The sequence below is a fragment of the Bowmanella dokdonensis genome, from assembly GCF_017254865.1.
GTDB lineage: Bacteria > Pseudomonadota > Gammaproteobacteria > Enterobacterales > Alteromonadaceae > Bowmanella > Bowmanella dokdonensis.
In genome coordinates this window covers 21,598-37,589 of record NZ_JAFKCV010000003.1, presented here as the reverse complement: position 1 = coordinate 37,589, position 15,992 = coordinate 21,598, and the positions used below count along the sequence as shown (strand labels likewise).

At 55.9% G+C, this 15,992-nt stretch carries 21 protein-coding genes; 3 read left to right on the top strand and 18 right to left on the bottom strand.

Translation table 11 applies throughout. The annotated features are described in order from the left end of the window. Position 1: 1 nt before the first annotated feature. From J0A66_RS06050 to J0A66_RS05975, 16 genes are all read right to left on the bottom strand, one after another. A complete protein-coding gene (locus tag J0A66_RS06050; protein ID WP_206572909.1) occupies positions 2–3,685 on the bottom strand; it encodes a phage tail protein in 3,684 nt (1,227 codons plus the stop codon). Then, positions 3,685–4,095, bottom strand: a complete 411-nt coding sequence (locus tag J0A66_RS06045) for a DUF6950 family protein (protein WP_206572908.1) — start codon at positions 4,093–4,095, stop codon at positions 3,685–3,687. Before J0A66_RS06045 ends, J0A66_RS06050 begins: the two co-directional genes overlap by 1 nt. Continuing rightward, positions 4,092–4,700 (bottom strand): hypothetical protein, encoded by a 609-nt coding sequence (locus tag J0A66_RS06040; RefSeq protein WP_206572907.1) that lies wholly within the window; start codon positions 4,698–4,700, stop codon positions 4,092–4,094. The genes J0A66_RS06045 and J0A66_RS06040 overlap by 4 nt, the downstream gene beginning before the upstream one ends. After that, positions 4,697–5,290, bottom strand: coding sequence for a hypothetical protein (locus tag J0A66_RS06035; RefSeq protein ID WP_206572906.1), 594 nt, complete (start codon positions 5,288–5,290; stop codon positions 4,697–4,699). The genes J0A66_RS06040 and J0A66_RS06035 overlap by 4 nt, the downstream gene beginning before the upstream one ends. Continuing rightward, positions 5,287–8,052: a tape measure protein gene (locus J0A66_RS06030; RefSeq protein ID WP_206572905.1), complete on the bottom strand. Its 2,766-nt coding sequence runs from the start codon at positions 8,050–8,052 to the stop codon at positions 5,287–5,289. Before J0A66_RS06030 ends, J0A66_RS06035 begins: the two co-directional genes overlap by 4 nt. Next, on the bottom strand, positions 8,039–8,392 hold the full coding sequence (locus tag J0A66_RS23690) for a DUF1799 domain-containing protein (protein WP_206572904.1): 354 nt from the start codon (positions 8,390–8,392) through the stop codon (positions 8,039–8,041). Before J0A66_RS23690 ends, J0A66_RS06030 begins: the two co-directional genes overlap by 14 nt. Beyond that, the gene (locus tag J0A66_RS06020) at positions 8,350–8,661 is read right to left on the bottom strand and encodes a hypothetical protein (protein WP_206572903.1); all 312 of its coding nucleotides are present in this window, start codon (positions 8,659–8,661) and stop codon (positions 8,350–8,352) included. Before J0A66_RS06020 ends, J0A66_RS23690 begins: the two co-directional genes overlap by 43 nt. 8 nt (positions 8,662–8,669) lie before the next feature. Then, positions 8,670–9,593 carry a hypothetical protein gene (locus J0A66_RS06015; protein ID WP_206572902.1) on the bottom strand — a complete coding sequence of 308 codons (924 nt, stop codon included), beginning with the start codon at positions 9,591–9,593 and terminating at the stop codon, positions 8,670–8,672. After that, positions 9,580–9,744: a hypothetical protein gene (locus J0A66_RS06010; RefSeq protein ID WP_206572901.1), complete on the bottom strand. Its 165-nt coding sequence runs from the start codon at positions 9,742–9,744 to the stop codon at positions 9,580–9,582. Before J0A66_RS06010 ends, J0A66_RS06015 begins: the two co-directional genes overlap by 14 nt. Continuing rightward, on the bottom strand, positions 9,734–10,192 hold the full coding sequence (locus J0A66_RS06005) for a phage tail terminator protein (protein ID WP_206572900.1): 459 nt from the start codon (positions 10,190–10,192) through the stop codon (positions 9,734–9,736). The genes J0A66_RS06010 and J0A66_RS06005 overlap by 11 nt, the downstream gene beginning before the upstream one ends. Then, positions 10,183–10,626, bottom strand: a complete 444-nt coding sequence (locus J0A66_RS06000; protein ID WP_206572899.1) for a phage virion morphogenesis protein — start codon at positions 10,624–10,626, stop codon at positions 10,183–10,185. The genes J0A66_RS06005 and J0A66_RS06000 overlap by 10 nt, the downstream gene beginning before the upstream one ends. After that, a complete protein-coding gene (locus J0A66_RS05995) occupies positions 10,623–11,120 on the bottom strand; it encodes a phage protein Gp36 family protein (RefSeq protein WP_206572898.1) in 498 nt (165 codons plus the stop codon). The genes J0A66_RS06000 and J0A66_RS05995 overlap by 4 nt, the downstream gene beginning before the upstream one ends. Beyond that, positions 11,120–11,464, bottom strand: a complete 345-nt coding sequence (locus J0A66_RS05990) for a hypothetical protein (RefSeq protein ID WP_206572897.1) — start codon at positions 11,462–11,464, stop codon at positions 11,120–11,122. The genes J0A66_RS05995 and J0A66_RS05990 overlap by 1 nt, the downstream gene beginning before the upstream one ends. Positions 11,465–11,601: 137 nt before the next feature. Further along, positions 11,602–12,534, bottom strand: coding sequence for a major capsid protein (locus J0A66_RS05985; protein WP_206572896.1), 933 nt, complete (start codon positions 12,532–12,534; stop codon positions 11,602–11,604). A gap of 11 nt (positions 12,535–12,545) precedes the next feature. Next, entirely contained in the window at positions 12,546–12,902 is a 357-nt protein-coding gene (locus J0A66_RS05980; RefSeq protein WP_206572895.1) for a capsid cement protein, read from the bottom strand. Beyond that, positions 12,899–14,119 carry a hypothetical protein gene (locus J0A66_RS05975; RefSeq protein WP_206572894.1) on the bottom strand — a complete coding sequence of 407 codons (1,221 nt, stop codon included), beginning with the start codon at positions 14,117–14,119 and terminating at the stop codon, positions 12,899–12,901. The genes J0A66_RS05980 and J0A66_RS05975 overlap by 4 nt, the downstream gene beginning before the upstream one ends. A gap of 204 nt (positions 14,120–14,323) precedes the next feature. Between J0A66_RS05975 and J0A66_RS05970 the strand changes: the two genes are divergently transcribed. From J0A66_RS05970 to J0A66_RS05960, 3 genes are read left to right on the top strand one after another with little or no spacing between them, the layout of a single operon-like run. Next, entirely contained in the window at positions 14,324–14,521 is a 198-nt protein-coding gene (locus J0A66_RS05970; RefSeq protein ID WP_206572893.1) for a hypothetical protein, read from the top strand. Positions 14,522–14,553: 32 nt separating this feature from the next. Further along, complete coding sequence (locus J0A66_RS05965) at positions 14,554–14,859, top strand: PapB/FocB family fimbrial expression transcriptional regulator (protein ID WP_206572892.1); 306 nt, start codon at positions 14,554–14,556, stop codon at positions 14,857–14,859. Then, positions 14,828–15,013 carry a hypothetical protein gene (locus J0A66_RS05960; protein ID WP_206572891.1) on the top strand — a complete coding sequence of 62 codons (186 nt, stop codon included), beginning with the start codon at positions 14,828–14,830 and terminating at the stop codon, positions 15,011–15,013. Before J0A66_RS05965 ends, J0A66_RS05960 begins: the two co-directional genes overlap by 32 nt. A gap of 128 nt (positions 15,014–15,141) precedes the next feature. On the opposite strand, the gene J0A66_RS05955 is transcribed toward J0A66_RS05960, so the two are convergent. Further along, positions 15,142–15,492 carry a hypothetical protein gene (locus tag J0A66_RS05955; RefSeq protein ID WP_206572890.1) on the bottom strand — a complete coding sequence of 117 codons (351 nt, stop codon included), beginning with the start codon at positions 15,490–15,492 and terminating at the stop codon, positions 15,142–15,144. After that, the gene (locus J0A66_RS05950) at positions 15,485–15,985 is read right to left on the bottom strand and encodes a hypothetical protein (RefSeq protein ID WP_206572889.1); all 501 of its coding nucleotides are present in this window, start codon (positions 15,983–15,985) and stop codon (positions 15,485–15,487) included. Before J0A66_RS05950 ends, J0A66_RS05955 begins: the two co-directional genes overlap by 8 nt. Positions 15,986–15,992 lie beyond the last annotated feature (7 nt).

Below are 15,992 nucleotides of genomic sequence, written 5' to 3'. Positions count from 1 at the left end.
ATCACCCGCATAGATAAATGACCTCCAGGAGTGCTGTTTCGCTGGGGTTGGCAAACGTGTAGGGGCGGCTCACTTTGGCCACCGTTGTGCCGCGCACAATGTCATCAGGCTGGCGCATGGCGACACCAGGTGTGTCAGACAGGATCAGCAAATCATCGGTATCAATGTCACCGCCCTGGGCGCACACTTTCATCATGCCCTCGCCAACTGCATTGACCTTAACGATGGCGTGGTCGTCAAACTCTTCGACAATTCCGCTGTAAGCGCCGATACAACCTCTTTGACTGGCCGAGCTGGATACCTCGCCCCAGAACAGGGTTTCGTTGATACTGCTGCTGACAAGTGTCGTGCGCACCATCAAATCGCCTATTTGGGCAGTCACGGGCTTGTGTACCAACAGAATATGAGCACCGGTGAAGTTGGCTATGGTGCCCTGCACGGTCAGGTCATAGGCCACATTTAGGTTGTTGCCGATATAAACCGTTCGAGAGCTGTTCAACCCTCCCCCAGGGGCGTAGATATTCCCGGCCGTCAATACTCCGTCGACAACGGGTGCGTCCAGCTTTACCCCACCTGAGAAGTGCGTTGCTGAGAGGAACCGGATCGGGTAGGTTTGGAACTGGCTTGTAGCGTAAAAGGCGATGCCATGCGGGTTGGCCAACAAATAATTCTGGTAAGCACCCCCAAACCAGCCGAGGCGCACTGAATCTGTCGGGTTGGCGTAGCCTGGGTCATTCCCCACTTCCAGGAATGCGCCATTGAAATCCACCGCCAGGCCGTTGATAAAATCAGCCCGCTCAGCCAACAAAGCACCTTTGAACGCATATAGACCCAGTTGGGTATCCCAGTAAACAACCGGCTCATCTGCAGGGTTAACCCATACATAGTCGGCTGCCTTGAAGCTGATGATGGAGTCATCAGGCGTTGACGCCACTTTAATCTGAGCCACATTGCCGTTCGCATCCACAGACAACAGTGCCACTGCCTTGATCTCGTCCATATCGTCATCAAGGGCAGTGGCCAGGTTCAGGGCGCTTGTAGCTTTGCTATTGGCGTTGGACACTGACGAACTTAACCCACTGATCGCGGTGGTATTGCCGTCTGCCGTTTGCTTGGCACTAAGCGCCAGGATAGCAGTTGCCTCCAGGCCACCCGTGGGGTCATTGATCGTCGCTTGTATAACGCTGATCGCCCCGGCATTCCCATCGGCGTAAGACCAAGCCTGATTTGCCCGAGCAAACGCCGCATTTAGCCCGGTGGTGGGGTGTTCAACAATCCCCTCTATGGCTTCTATGGCTTCTGCGTTGTTATAGGCATCAATCTCTACCTGGGCCACACGCTGAAACGTGGCGCTTAATCCAGTCGTGCTGTTCAGCACCTGCAACGCCAGACCTTCCATGCTGATGGCCTGCCCACCGGGCCCCAGGGCCACCTGGTTGATTCGGTAGTTTACCGCCTCAAGCCCTTCTTCTGGGTCGCGTAGCTCAAGTTCCAAGGATTCCGTTCTGGTCTCAAAGTCGGCATTAGTGGCCCGCTGCTTCGCTTCCTCAATTTTGCCCCGGCTGCGGTCGAGAACATCTTTAATCTGGTCTTCAAACAGGTCCTCTATATCCTGCTCCAGGTCGCTGGTGTCGATGCCCGGCACCTGGTCCCAGAAGTCTGGATCCATTCGATCGCCGCTCAACCCAACCGCCTCTACCACAGCCAATTTCCACTCACCAGCTCCCTCGGCCGTCAGCAGGCGGTACCAAATATAATAAGTAGCGCCGTGAATAGGATTGGGAATATGCAACGCTGTGCCGTTAGGAGCCTGCAGAAACAGTGTGTGATTGTGGACATTCGGATTCAGGGATACATCAGTGGTATACAGCCACTCGTAGATGGCGTCGACATGAGGTGGATTAGGCGGTCTGGCAATAATTCCACCAGGTAGAACCACAATATCAGGCTGAGTGATGGGGGTTTCAGGTACAGTCACCGCAAATAGAATTGAGACCGGTTCGCTGCTTTTATCAAACCGGTTAACCGCAACCACCTCAGCACTATAATCCCCCACAGCCAGACCATTAATGTCCTGACTTTCAATCTGAGATCTCAGTATCGCTGCCTGGATACCTTCGTGCAGTATCCTGACGCGATACTCCCGCACTGCCCCTGGGGCAGGATGCTCCCAGGTCAGATACCCCTGTCGGTAAGGACTCACAGGATCCTGCACGTATTGCAGGTTCTCTATCTGCGCCACAAACGTATTGTCAATAGTGGTGTTAGGCGTCAGGTCAGTCTGGGCGGGGGTGGTGCCTTGGGTATACAACTCCGCAGCAGTTTCTTTTAACTCCAGTTCAAACAGCTTTGACTGCCAGTTGTAACGGGCGTGCAGTACTTCATACAGGCCATTAATGTTCCACTTGGGCAAGGTGACCTGGACGTTTCGGCCCGGGGCGCACTTCAGACCGATGGGACCGACAGAGAGCTTCAGCGTGTCGCCGGCGGCATTCTCCATCATGTCGATCACAGCCAGGCGCTGGGACATGGTGTCGTTGTCAGTGTACAACAACTTCATTGGCCGCTCGTAGGCCACACCTCTGTCTCTACCATTCAGGAGAAAATCACTGACCACGGGTGTCATATCTGTGGCCTGATAGTAATGGTCCCGACTGATGATCGAGCATCGCGCTGTGTTGTATCGCTGGCTCAGACTGGTGTAGGGGTTACGTTGAGGCTTTGCCTCCACTGACGTGATAGTGGCCACAGCAGGCCCCCGAAATGCCGCTACCCGCAACCAGTACTTACCGCCACTTTCTATCCAGCGGCCACCACAACTGGTCAGCAGCTCGTCTTCCACAGCCTCGGGATCGGCGGTCATGTCAATCACGCCGTTACAGGTGTAGCGCTTTTGCTGCTGAGTTTGCCCTTCCCGGTCGATATAGTCGGTCAGCTCATCACAAATAGTTGCTTCAGCTGCAATGTTGGCCAGGTCAAACATATCGTCAGGCAGTTCAATTGAGCCGCCGAACTTTTTCCACCAGAAATTAACCAACGCAGCATTGTCGGTCCACTCCCATGTGTTCTCATCGTTCAGCCGATGCGTGCCGCTGCCACCGGCAGTGCTATCTTTGCGCGGATCATATACCCGCCGTCCTTTAACCTTCAGCTTAAGGTCCTGGACCCCGTTGGGGAAAACATCCGGATCTATCACAAATTCGCAGTACACATCCGTCACGCCAAAGCCGACAAAGCTTTCATCCACGTTAGGCATGCGGTTCAACGCCTGGGGAAGTGCTTCGGTCTGGTCGCCCAGGCGCGGAATAATCTGATAGCCGCTGCCGGTCAGGCTGGTCAGGTTCTTGCCGTCCAGCTGATACATCTCAACACTTTCAGAGACGCCCAAAGCCAACGGCACAAAGAAGTGGTTGTATTCCTTGCCGTCCTCATGCTGGCCTTTGTAGTACTTGATTATCGAGCCGCTGACTATTGTCTCACCCACCACAACCCGGGCTGGAGGCTGGTTACCTACCTGCAACTCCTGATTTTGCGCAACGGCAGCGGCCACGTCCGGCATCATGGACTTGATCATCTTATTGGTGGCAACTGCGGTCATTACCCCAATGGCAATAGCGGAAGCCACCCCAACGCCTACGGCATAGGCACCGGCGGCAACGGCTACGGCGACGACTACTGGCGGCATCAGCAAACCCTCCAGGCTAACTGCACGTCCTGCATCAGCACTGGTATCAGCCCCTGCAGGCTAACTGCCCAGGCTCCCTGGTAAAACACCGCGGCACTGTCGCGGCCATCTACTGTCACCAGCAATACATCACCGCGGCTTACCTGCAGCAGTGGGACCGGCTCACCCAAAACCCTGAGCAAGGTCTGTTTCAACGTGCCGGCACCATAGCGCTTCAGCGCTCTGGCAGCGCCAAGCTCAGTACTGTACCGACCTCTGAACGCCGCAGCGTAGTCCTGCCCTGTAAAGGCCAACACCGCATTAGCGGCAAACAAACAGCAGTCATGCTGGCCCCATTCAAATGGCTTGGCCTGGCATTCATTAAGGTAATTGGCCAATACCAGTTCCCAGTTCGGCAGACGTACACTCATGGGATCTGCTCCCGACCGCCACCGCCGTTCAGCCGGCCACCGCGGCCCACAGCGTTACTGCCGCTGTAACCATTCAGCGGGCCCTTACTCAGTGCCTCAACATCATCACAATAACTGTCACCAGGATGACGATGCCGCCAGGCATTGGCCGAAAAGCGCAGGTTCTCCCGCGGCCGGTTGCGACGCTCCCGGTGCCCGGCCACCTCAATACTAATGACCGGCACGGGCTCATAACTCACCGGAGTGGCCGCCACAAAGCCGTAATGAATCAGCTGCACTGCTGTAATCCTCCGCTTCTCATTCATTACGCCCAAGTAGAGACGCACGGCAGAGCCTACGGCATCATCCTGGATAGCCTCATTCAGCAATGCTTCGTCGTTTACCCGCAGCTGCAATGACAAGCGTCCGGTCTTCACGCCGGATTCGACGGTACCGATATTGGCGAACTCACCCACACCTATCCAGGTGCGGTTGTCCCAGCGCTTTTCACCTACCCTGCTATGGGTATACACTTCGCCGCTTGGCCATTCGATGTGGCACATCAGCAGGCCACGCTTTTCATCCTGGGCCAGAGCAGCTTCTACAGTGGGGTTGAGGATCATCATTGGCGCAAACTCTCCCGGAACTTCAACTTGTAGCTACCCAGCAATGCCTTGCGGCTGGTTGTCTCGGGGATTTTCTGCCCCGGGGGCAGCATGCATTTCACCCGGTTGTTCAGGTTTAAAGCCTGCCCGTTTGCAGGGATCAAACGCAGCTCGGGCAGAATACTGAGTACGACCCGACCGGTACCGTCCACCAGTCCGTCTTCCATCAACTCATATAAGAAGTCACCCACCTGGAAGCGGTCCCCCGCAGGCAAAATCTGCCCGGCAGTCAGCCCGCGCACAGCCAGCTCAATACCATCCTGGTTGGAGCCGTCCACTACCGGGCTGCCCGCCCAAGCGCTTTGGTTTACATGGCGGATGTCTTTGAACCAGAACTGGCCAGAAGGACCCCGTAAGCGGTGCACAAACACTCGCAACTCACGCGCTTGGGTCAGGGTCAGGTTGCGCCATTCAATTTCCCCTTCCCAGTACTCGTCCCCCTCATACACCTGCACATTCGGGTTAAAAGGGTTGTCTTTGGCCTCACTCATGCTGGTCAGGCCAAAACTCACCTGGTAGGGCTTTTTGCTACTAGGCAGGTCCAAAATCATGCAACGTTCCTCACGGCGCGGTAGTAAGCGCCGGTGCCGTTATTCAGTTGATAAATAAGGTCATTGATTACCCGCTCGCGCAGCTGCTGTTCAAAGCCGGCCAGCTTGGCCATGGAGTTTTCATCCGTGCCCTGCACCTGGAATAACGGGTTGTAGTTCAGGTGCACCACGTTGCCGCCGGCGTCGCCCTGGTTGATCTTGTCCACGGCTTTGGTCAGGGCCACGTTCTGGCGTGGGCTCACCACCCGCTCCCCGCGTTGCAGCAGGGCGGTTTGTTCCTCGGGGATATAGTCGCGGCCACCGTGATAGGCAGCGGAATAACTCTGATTCTTGATGGCGCTGACCTGGGCCATGCCATAAGCAATGGCGGCAGCCGCCGCGGCTGCGCCCAATACAGGCCCCACATAGGGAATTGATGCAAGCGCGTTGTAAGCACCGGTGGCCATTTCGTAGGTGTTAATAACGGCCTTGGTGATGGCGAAGGTTTTATATAGGGCAAAGGCCTTTTTACTTTGGCCGGCCATCGCCTTGAAGCCAGATTCGCCGATTGATAGAACGGCGTCCGTTTTCTCCAGTTCGTTCTTGCGCTCCCATTCAGCCTGGCTGAACAGCAACCCTCGCATTTGTCCGGTACGTCTGGCAGTGGCATCCAGAAGGGCTTCCTGCCGGGCATGCTCATCAGCTTCCTGCCGATTGGCAAACCCCTGGGCCTGCAGAATCTGTTGCTGATTTCTGGCGTCTGCCAAGCGGCGGTCCGCTTCATACTGAATCAGTGCTTTTCTGTCTTCAAACCCCTGAATAATCGCCAGTTCATTTTCGTATGACTCACGTAGCAGCCTCAGCCGCTCTTCCTCTGCCTCCCTAGCCCGACGCCTCTTTGTCTCTTCTGTCTGGCGCTGCAATTCCAATAGTTCAGTATCACGCTGCACTTCCAGCCGCAGGCTCAGTTCATCATATTTTTCACGCGATACCTGATTAGCCGCCAGTGCCTGATCCAACATAACCTGCCGGTTAACATAGCTGGCCTCTATCCGCTCTTCCTGGGTCAGCAGGCTCTTTTCCAGCCTGGTCAGTTCTTTCTCGTCCACCGCCGAGGTATCGGTTTCGGCTATTGGGGTATCCACTGCCGGCAGGGTGCTGGTAAACAGCTTACTCTTTAACTCTGCAATCCGGTTTAACTCGGCCTCGGCCTGGGCCATTTGTTCTTTAAGCGCATCGAGGGCGGCACTGTCTTTAAGTGCCTGATTCAACCCACCAAAGTCATTGCTACCCTGGCGCTGACTCATGGTGCGCTGCAGCTTTTCTTCCTCTTCACGGTACTTTTGCTGCAGGGCAATCAGCGTGTTACGGGCGTCGGCTTCCTGGCGGGTCAGTTCACTGATGGACGTGGCCCGGCCGATGGCATTTAGTTCTTTAAACTTGCCAATCTGTTTATCAATGCTGTCGGTCAGGTCGTCAGTTGGCTTTTTGGCGTCGCCACTGGTGGAGGCAAAATAGGCAATGGCCAGGGCTGCGGTCACCGCCACCCCAACCGGCCCACCTAATAACGCCAGGGCACCGGCCCCAGCGCGGGCGGCTATATTGGCCTGCACCTGGGCAGCGGTATAACGTTGGGTGGCTGCAGTTAGCCTGAGACTGGCAGCAGACGCCTGATCAGACAGTGCCGCCCTAGTACGTAAATTAACCGCACTGCTAAACATCGCAGCGGCGGCCTGCTGTTCAGCCTTGGCAACGGCCAAGGCAGCAGAGGCCTGGGTCAATTCAGCCTGGGCAGCGCGCTGGGTGGCCACTTGGTTGGCAATTTTCGCCGCCGTAGCCTGGCCGATGCTGGCCACAAAACGTCCGGCCAGTACTGCCGACAGCAATACAACGCCGTCAGCCAGATTACCCAACACATCCACATTGTCACCCAGTGCTGCCAGGCCGGTGGCGGCCGCATTAATCATGGGTACAACAGCGGCATTCACCGGCTCCTGCAACTTCTTGGCAATGATGTCATAGGTGGTTAAAAAGTCGTTGGCGGCGGCGGTAATGGTGCCGGACGACGCCTCAGCCGCCCCTTCATATTCCTGCAGGGCTTTGATTAGCGTCTCTTTGAAGAACTGGCTGGTGACCTTGCCGTCACCGGTCAGTTTCTTGAATCCTCCGGCGGCCAGGCCAGCGGCCCGGTCCATGGCTTGCAACAAACCAGGTAACGGCTCGGTTACCTGCAGCAGTTCGGTGGTTTGCACCGTACCCTGGGTCGCAGCCTGTTTATAGCCGTAAAGGGTTTGCGCCACCTGGTTGTTAGACGCCCCCAGGTCCTTGGCCGCATTGCTCAGCCCCTCCAGGATGGCGCGGGATTCACGTCCGGTCTGTACCTGGGCTTTTTCCAGCGCCAGCAAACCTGACATGCCCTCAGCCAGCACCGTATAACGAATATTCAGCCGATCGGCAGATTGCTCCAGGTATCGCTGCACCTCGGTGTATTGTTCGGCGGATTGGGTCAAGTTACGCAGGCGGGTGCTTAATTGTTCGCTGCCGGCAATGCTTTTGACGAATTGAATCGCGCCCTGGGCCCCGACATAGGCCGACACGGCCCCGGCCAGTGAGGTATAGGAACTGGCCAGCACCCGGTTTTGTCCGGCTATGCTGGCACTGGCACGCCCCTGGTTCAGGGTTGCCGCCTGCAGGCGGTTCAGATCAGCCGAGTTCTGCCGGGCACCCTGGGTGACTGCCTGGCCGTTGTAGCTGACCCGCATGGCAACGTTATACTGCTTCACGGCAAACCTTTTCTAACGCTTGAACCTTCTCAAAGTCCTTGCCAGCCACCACCAGGCCCAACTTACTCCAGCAAACTTCGGCGCGGTGGTAGTCCAGCGCATAGCGTTGATCTTTGCTGTTCAACATCCACTGGGTTTCAGCGGCACAAAAGGCGCGAAACGCCAGCCAGTTGGACGGGTGGACGAGGAAGTCCGTTTCCTCCGGCTGTAGTTGGGAGGCATCCCCCCCAAAATATTCCCAGTCTGTTTCCAGCTCTGAGTCCTGCTGCGGCGGTGCATTCCAGCGTTGCCCCGCCTCTAGGAGTTTTTTATTGCGGCGTCGTGCTGGGCGTTGACGCACTCGATCGCCACTTTGTGGTACAAGGATGGCCACTTGCCCAGGAAAGCCAGGAACGCCTCCAGCGGTTGCTCCTTGCCTTTCTCATCCTGAAAGCCCTTAACAGCGGCCAGAAAACCTTCACAAGTCTTCAGGTCGCTGCCCTGGTCTGTGATGGCCTGGCCTTCTTCCTCGCTCAGCACTTTGATTTCCAGCTCAAAACTGCTGCCGGGGCGCACTTCCACGGTCCGTTTAACGGTCCAGCCTTTCAGATCACTTAACTTAAACGCCATCACTCACCTCAGGTAAATACCAGTTCAATTTCATCGTTACCGGCATCCGGTAACAGCTTCAGGTCAATGTCGTGGCCGACGTTGCCGTTATCCAACTTCACGTACTGCGGCTTTTTAATCTGCACATTGAGGCAGTTAATGGTGGCAGTCTCCCCAGCGGTCTGGCCGTGCTGAATGGTCAGCGGGCCGTGCTGACGGTTACTGGCGCGGCTGAAGAAGTTGATTTGATCCAGGGTCGGCGCTTCAATCTGGATCTTGCCGCTGGCGTTGCGATCGCTGAACACAATCTGGCTATCCACCAGGGACTCGTCGTACAACGGTTCGTTGCCGGTCGACAGGCTCAACGAGTAAGGGCGCACTGCCTGACCATGCAAGCTGCAGTTACTGGTACGCCCCGGGCCGGTGGGTTTAAACAGCAGCCAGGGGGCATTATCCACGGCAGGCAAGGCAGACACCTGGTGCGTAGGAGCCGCCCAGGTACCCTTAAACTGCCACTGCAGCATCGGGATGCCCTTTTCCATCACAATATCGACCTTGCCCCGCATGCCGGCAATGGCATGCAGGTTCTTACCGATGCGTACATGGGCCGCGGCGGAGCCACCGTCATCGGCTGCCAGCACGTAACTCACGCTGACGCCGGCGTCCACCACCTCAGCCAGTCGGCAGGCCAACAGGGCATCGGCATAGGGCGGGGCGGTACCGGCCACGCCAGAGGCGAAAAAGTGGGTCTTATACCCCAGGGTCACGTGCTCGCCGGTGGGGATGTCTTCCACCGCACCTTCGTAACCCTGTTCCACTTCATCCTGGATGGCCTCTTCCTCAAAGGTGATCTGAAAGTCCATCGCCCGTTGGTAGTGGCTGGCATCCAGCGTTACCGCACCCAGATAGGTTGGCTCAGCGGCCAACAGAATCAGTTTTTCACGCCACCTCATTGCCGGGCTCCTTAGTCACTTTGGTCAGTTCGCCGCTATCGGCCACCTGGTAGCGGCCGCCTTTAAGGCCACGGCTGACCTGTTCACGAATTTTCTGCTTACGGGCAGCGTCCTGCTTGTCTGCTGCCGGGGCGGGTTTCTTAGTCGCCATAGTTTTGTACCTCCGTCACCACGTTGTGCGCGGTCTGAAACTGCAATTGATACAGCACGTTCTGGGTCTGCTTGTTTACCGTCACGATACGCCCACCCACAAAGTGAATGGGCTCAAACTCCCCGATGATCAGCCCCACCAGCGCCGCCTTGACCTTTTGTCTTAAGGCAACAAACGCCGCGGTAGAAGACGCCCCAGTGGCATCGCCAGGGCTGCGCAGCCCCAGCACCACGCCGAACTGCTCAGGGCTGTACTGCTGAATGTCAGGCCCGCCTATTTCGTCTGGCTCTTCGCCCTGGTCTTCCAGCGGCAGCACAAATACCGTGTCCTGCAGCAAAGGACGGTCAACCAGTACCGGCATTTCCAACGCCCCTTCCACATGCAGTCCAGCTGCTTTTAAGCGCTGCTCAATCAGGGTTAAATCCAGGTTGAAGTCGTTCAATCCCACAGGCCGTCCATCCAGTTCGTTACAATCTTGTCAATGCGCGGCTGCTGCCGGCCGGTAATACCCAGGATCTCCCGCTTGGGTATCTTTACCTTCTTGCCGCGCCCGGCCATCCCACCAAAGTGGTGGATGGCGGAATAGATCTCGGTCAGGCCGTGCAGCAGGTCATCACCCTGTACATCGTGGGTCACGCCGCTCATCAGCACGGTGGTGTCCACCAGTGTCTTACCGCCTTCCTCTTTGGCCCGCTGCGACACCGGCCACTTGGTACCGGCAGGGGTTACCCCTTCCAGGAAGCGCCGGGTGACGTCGCTGTCCAGATAAGCGCCAATGGCGTCCAGCATCCGTTGTGGCTTTCTGGCCCCAAGCTCAACCCCCTTGAACAGGTGAAACACCTGGTCGCCGGAAAACTGGATCTCAATAAATGCAGCGCTCATCGGCCAAATCCGCCAAAGTCCCAGCCGCTCTGGCTGCGGCCAACATGCACGGTGGTACTGACCCCGGCAGGGTCCTGCTCACCTAAGCTGATCACCCCTTTGCTGATGTCGCGCAGCTTGGCCATGGCCAGGTCATAGTTGCGTTGGGTTTGGTCATCTGCAGCGCGCATCAGCTGGTAACGCACCAGGTCATAACAAATGCCGGCCAACGGGCTGGCATCAATCACGGTTTGTGACAGCGGCAGGCTGTACCTGCCGTTGGCAGCCAGATAGCCGTTGATCACACTGGTTGCACTGGCCAGCTCCTGATTGATAAATTCCAGGGCCAGCTGGGCGGTTTCCACCAGAGCCGGGGTATAACCGTCCAGAATTTCCGCATTGATAGCAGCCTCCAGCACTTCGGCATTGACGCCGCCGACATACCTGGCCCCGACTATCCGCGTCAGCTCCTGCAGCCCTAACCGAACCTGTAACTGCGCAGGGCTCAGGTACATTATTCGCCCTTGCTCGCTTCAACCTGGTCCCAGGCTGCATCACGTAATTTGGCAGGTACCTGGAAGCCAACCAATTCAGTCAGCGCAGCACACTCAGGCTTACCGCCTTTGGTCCAATGCGCTTCATTGCCGGGTTCCAGCTTGCTGATGGCCTCTACCACTGCAGCAAGTTGCTGCTCTTCACTCAGGTCGCTGGCTCCGTTGTCCGGCTCACCAGGGGTAACAGCTGCACCCAGGGCCTGAACCTGTTCGTCGGTCAGCTCAGGGATGGCATCGCCTTTCACATAGCGTTTGCCGTTATGCTTTACCGGCCAGTTACACAGGTAGGATTGCTTGTTGCTCATCATCATCTCCGGTAGTCCCAGGGATGGCCTTCCGTGGCCGGACATCATCCATGCTTGGCGCTGGGGTGGGTTATACGGTAATGCCCTTTGAAAAAAGCCCTGGCATCCAAGGCTTTTCATCAAATGGCACTAGTGCTTTAGGCAGCGGCCACCGCGTTTTGAATCAGGAAGCCCGATTCAATACCGGTCAGCAGAGGTGCACGCTCATAGTCCACACCGCCCACCCAGGACTTGATCGCACGGTCCACCCAGAACTGTTCAACATTGGGGTGACCTTCCAGGGTGTAGGTGTAGCCAAACGACGGCTGGTGATGGGTAGTGACAGCTTCAGGTACCACGGCCAGAATCACGTCACGGCCCCACAAATCAACAAACTCTTCGTCGGCGTCAGTGACGATGGAACCAGCAATGACCACCTTCTTCACCTGGAAGATTTCCTGGTAATCGGCCACTGCCAGAATCTTGCGTTCGTTGTTGCTGAGCTTGGCCAGCATTTTGGGGTGCTCGCACAGAATTTCGTGTACCTGTACCGGAATCACCATCTTGTTGGGGTACTGACCGGTTTTGGCGCGAATAGCAGCACGGGCAGCCTTTACATCGCCAATTGGATCAGAGTTGGCGTAGTCGCTCCACTGGTCGGTACCAGACAACGTCACCTTATTGCTGGCGCTGTACTTGGACGCGTCACGGGCCAGTTGGGCCTGTTCGTTCTCCAGGTTGTTGCCTTCGATGTGCATCACCGTGTTGGTGGCCTGGATCTTCAGATTCACGTTTGGCAGCATGGCTGCGTCATGCAACCATTCAAACGGGATCACCGCATCCAGGGCATTGTTGGTGGTGCTGTAGTTGCCCGCTTCGTAGCCCACGGTAATACGCTTGGTATTGGTGCCGGGGGCACGGCGGGTGTTCATCAACCTGAACCCTTCCTTACCGAACTGGATGATCTTGCCGGCTTTTTGCGGCACAAATACCCGGGGGAACAACTCATGGCCGACCATGGCCGGATGGCTGAAGCCCAGCACAATCTTGGACAGGACCTTGTCTACTACGCGAATATCATTACGGTTCATGTCGTTCTCCCTTAGGTGTGAGCAGGCAGCAGCAGGGCTTCAAAGGCACTGCCGTCACCGGCAGCAGCTTCCAGGGCCCGGCCTACCACCTTGCCGGTGTTGCGGGTAATAAATTTGCCGTTGGTACCCACCTCCAGCAGCGCATCAGCGGCAATAACACCACCGGCTTCGCAGATGGTTGTACCCATCACGTCCACCGCCAGCTCATCACCGGTGTAGGCGTTGGTTGCGCTGACGCCATGCATCGATGCGCCTGCAGCGGCATAGGCACCAACCCGGGTCACTGCCCGGCAACCTTCCAGGTCAGCACCAGCAATCACCGTCAGGGTGAGGATCGGGTACTTCTGTTTACCGATAAACTTTTTCATTGGGCACCTCCTGATACCGCCGTCACTGCCGTGACATAGTCACAGTCGTGTTTTTTCTGATATTCCACCGCCTTGGCGTCCAGCTCGTCATCACTGAAGGCCGGGCCGGCGTTGTGCAACTCGGGCGCATCGCCCAGGGGCGAGCGGGTACCCAGGCTGTCCAGGTGCTGCTTGGCAAACTCAAACAGGTTGGATTTAACCTGCTCTTTGTTGTCGCCGTCGTTGCGGCTGAATTCAAACGCCTGGTCACCATCCAGGGCCTGCAGGTGGGCCATAAATTCGGCATACCCGGCAGCCTGAGCCGGGGTCAACTTGCCGGCAGTGACTGCGGCGTCCACCAGCTTCTGGTTGTCAGCCACCTGTTTGGCAAACTCGGCTTTGGCCAGTTTGTCTTCAGCCGCCTTGGCTCTGGCCTCAGCGTCGGACAGCGATTGGCTGAACTCCGCCTTAGTATTGTCAGCGGCATCCTTTGCCGCCTTTGCTATGGCAGCGTCTAACTGCTCCTGGGTAATAGTGCCCATATCGTCCTCCGCTTTGGGTTTGGAAAATTCCGGGTGTAAGTGGTCGTCTTGCAGGTCTTCTTTCACGCTGGCACGTTGCAGCCAGTCAAGCTCCCACTTGTCCACAATCTGGTTGGCTTTTTCGATACCCAGGGTCTCGACAAAGAAGTCACGCAGGCCGCGCATCAGGCGTACCAGGGTGTCTGCTGTCTGGGTTTCGATTGAGAACTCGAATTGGTGAGGGGCCGGCTCTTGTTCGGCGGCAAAGTGATACTGACCGACGGGCTGCAGATCCAGCGCCGGGGCCTGGGCTCCCAAAAAGGCCACATGGTCGATATACCAGCCTTTTTGTTTGTTGCGCTTAAGTCCCAGTGAACGACGACCATAACTGCCGGTAATGACCGACTTGGCAAACTCCACGTTTACCTGGTCACCGTCCAGGTACAGCTTATCGTCGTCACTGAGTTTGATGGACTGGGCAAAGCCGTAGACCGGTGTGTCTGCCTCTGGGTGGCTGATGATTAACGGAACCTTGCCAGGTTCAAAGTTGCTCACCACCTGCTCAAGATCAGCCCGGCTGAAATCCAGCGTCTGGCCATGACGGTCGGTGTGCTTGCCGGCGTGAAACACTTCAAACCAGGGCAAGGTGGTAATAGTACCCATCGCCTCGGATATCACCTCAGCAATCGGTTTTCGGGTGGGGGCTTGTGTTTTCATGCGGCCAGAATGCCGCATAGAGGGAAGAGGGATAATGGTCAAACGTTTTACGTTTTACCCTCTGGGGGGGCTTTTTCAAAATACCGCTGCGGACAGAGAATTTCAATCAGGAAATTTTTTCTTCTCTGGTTTGTGACATGGGCTTCCCTGCAGTTCACTGACGTGGCTGCAGGGCTTTTTCCAACCCCGACCTGGATCCCTCCAATGCAACACACCTGGCTTTTACAAACCACCGACAGCTTTATCCCCAAATACATGGCCATTAACCGTCATGGCCGGCCCGTCTGGGTATGGGACCCCAACGACGCCGAACGCTTTGAAAGCGAGCACCACGCCTACCAGAACATCACCACGGATATGAAGTTTCGAGGCATTATCGCCCGTCGCCACAGCGTGGCTTAACAGCGTTTAAGCGTTTTAAAAGGCGGGTTTAAATGGCGTCAACCTCAATGCAATTACCCCTGGTAGCCGGCTCAGAGCCAGCCGAGCGGCTGGAGATATTGTTCCGGCTTTTGCCCCGGATGGCCAAAAAGACCAAACAGGCATTACTGGATCACCTGGTGCACGGTGCACCGGTGGAGCTGTGTTGCTACCGCTACCAGCTATTGCAACCCAACTTCTCCAGGGCGCTGGCCACCCTGAATAACACCAATCACCTGGTAGAGCAGGTAAAAGATTTTGATTTATATCGTTTAAAGGATATTAAAAATGCCAAAGCCGCAACCACCCAAAGCGCCTGAGCCGGTTACCCTGGAAACCAACCACCTGGAACTGGCGGTATTAAAGCTGATGGTCAGGGTGGCGCTTAACCACCTGGATGAAGTACCCGAGCGGGCCCAGAACCTGGCGCGTAAAATTGGCCAGGATCTGCAGGTTGACCCGAACCAGTCTTAACCCTGGTCCTTAAACCTGTTTCAAAACGCTTCAAACGACCTGCAGAACGTTTTAATGGTGTTGCCTGAATATCGCATTAGCGGGTGATGCATCTGAGACGCTCTCAGGTCACTACAGCAAGCGACGCATCAATCAATAATAAGCGATAAGACTTTCCAAGAGGTGCCGGTTCTTCCCTCAACTTCACAAATGTAGCTGTTTCTTATTGTTGCACCATAGGAGTTCTGGGCATCTACCCATCCACTTACCTGGTAGATAACCTTGCGATCTCCCCCTTCCATTTGCGTCACCCGTTGCTCTGTGACAGTCGTTTCAGACACCCCAGAAAAATCAGCACTTGCCGGCGCTTTCAAACGGTTCTTAACGGCTAACTCACAAAACTGCCAGGCTCCCCCTTTGGTTGGATGTTTCTCTTGAGTACCAGTTTTTCCACACCCACTGACTACCAAAGCAATGAACAACAATGCCATCCTAAACATTACGACTTACCCGCCAATCATCAAGATGGAGCACACACTGATATCCATAGATATCATCCCAGTTACTGACAAAGTTTATCCTGCCCTCGTAGTTAACTTTGTCGCCTTTCACCAATTCGGCAAGTGCCAGCGGCGCGTGCTGGCTTGAAAGAAAAGCTGTGTTGCTCTCGTCTAGGAATCCATAGCTATACTTCGACCCCATATCGATAAACACTTGAAAGCGCGTATCTCCGACAAGAGACACATTGGAAATAGCCCCTTCCAGCCGGATATATTTCCCACGCAGCTCTCTTGTGAACAAACTGAATTGTGCTGAGGTGCTGTTGTAACATTGTTGCTTTAATTCATCGAAGGTCAGATCAACCCAGACTTTCTCACCAGACACGGCGACTGGTCCATTCGCTGCAACAGTCGGTTCTCTGATCATCACTGTACATCCTTGGAGCAGCATCAGAATTGTCAGAGTCAAGTATTTAACTCGTTGACTAAACATACTAATT

Excerpts from the sequence above, each read along its gene's own strand:
- J0A66_RS06050 (WP_206572909.1), bottom strand. The coding sequence starts at position 3,685 with ATGCCGCCAGTAGTCGTCGCCGTAGCCGTTGCCGCCGGTGCCTATGCC.
- J0A66_RS06045 (WP_206572908.1), bottom strand. The coding sequence starts at position 4,095 with ATGAGTGTACGTCTGCCGAACTGGGAACTGGTATTGGCCAATTACCTT.
- J0A66_RS06040 (WP_206572907.1), bottom strand. The coding sequence starts at position 4,700 with ATGATGATCCTCAACCCCACTGTAGAAGCTGCTCTGGCCCAGGATGAA.
- J0A66_RS06035 (WP_206572906.1), bottom strand. The coding sequence starts at position 5,290 with ATGATTTTGGACCTGCCTAGTAGCAAAAAGCCCTACCAGGTGAGTTTT.
- J0A66_RS06020 (WP_206572903.1), bottom strand. The coding sequence starts at position 8,661 with ATGGCGTTTAAGTTAAGTGATCTGAAAGGCTGGACCGTTAAACGGACC.
- J0A66_RS06015 (WP_206572902.1), bottom strand. The coding sequence starts at position 9,593 with ATGAGGTGGCGTGAAAAACTGATTCTGTTGGCCGCTGAGCCAACCTAT.
- J0A66_RS06010 (WP_206572901.1), bottom strand. The coding sequence starts at position 9,744 with ATGGCGACTAAGAAACCCGCCCCGGCAGCAGACAAGCAGGACGCTGCC.
- J0A66_RS06000 (WP_206572899.1), bottom strand. The coding sequence starts at position 10,626 with ATGAGCGCTGCATTTATTGAGATCCAGTTTTCCGGCGACCAGGTGTTT.
- J0A66_RS05995 (WP_206572898.1), bottom strand. The coding sequence starts at position 11,120 with ATGTACCTGAGCCCTGCGCAGTTACAGGTTCGGTTAGGGCTGCAGGAG.
- J0A66_RS05990 (WP_206572897.1), bottom strand. The coding sequence starts at position 11,464 with ATGAGCAACAAGCAATCCTACCTGTGTAACTGGCCGGTAAAGCATAAC.
- J0A66_RS05985 (WP_206572896.1), bottom strand. The coding sequence starts at position 12,534 with ATGAACCGTAATGATATTCGCGTAGTAGACAAGGTCCTGTCCAAGATT.
- J0A66_RS05980 (WP_206572895.1), bottom strand. The coding sequence starts at position 12,902 with ATGAAAAAGTTTATCGGTAAACAGAAGTACCCGATCCTCACCCTGACG.
- J0A66_RS05975 (WP_206572894.1), bottom strand. The coding sequence starts at position 14,119 with ATGAAAACACAAGCCCCCACCCGAAAACCGATTGCTGAGGTGATATCC.
- J0A66_RS05970 (WP_206572893.1), top strand. The coding sequence starts at position 14,324 with ATGCAACACACCTGGCTTTTACAAACCACCGACAGCTTTATCCCCAAA.
- J0A66_RS05965 (WP_206572892.1), top strand. The coding sequence starts at position 14,554 with ATGGCGTCAACCTCAATGCAATTACCCCTGGTAGCCGGCTCAGAGCCA.
- J0A66_RS05960 (WP_206572891.1), top strand. The coding sequence starts at position 14,828 with ATGCCAAAGCCGCAACCACCCAAAGCGCCTGAGCCGGTTACCCTGGAA.
- J0A66_RS05955 (WP_206572890.1), bottom strand. The coding sequence starts at position 15,492 with ATGTTTAGGATGGCATTGTTGTTCATTGCTTTGGTAGTCAGTGGGTGT.
- J0A66_RS05950 (WP_206572889.1), bottom strand. The coding sequence starts at position 15,985 with ATGTTTAGTCAACGAGTTAAATACTTGACTCTGACAATTCTGATGCTG.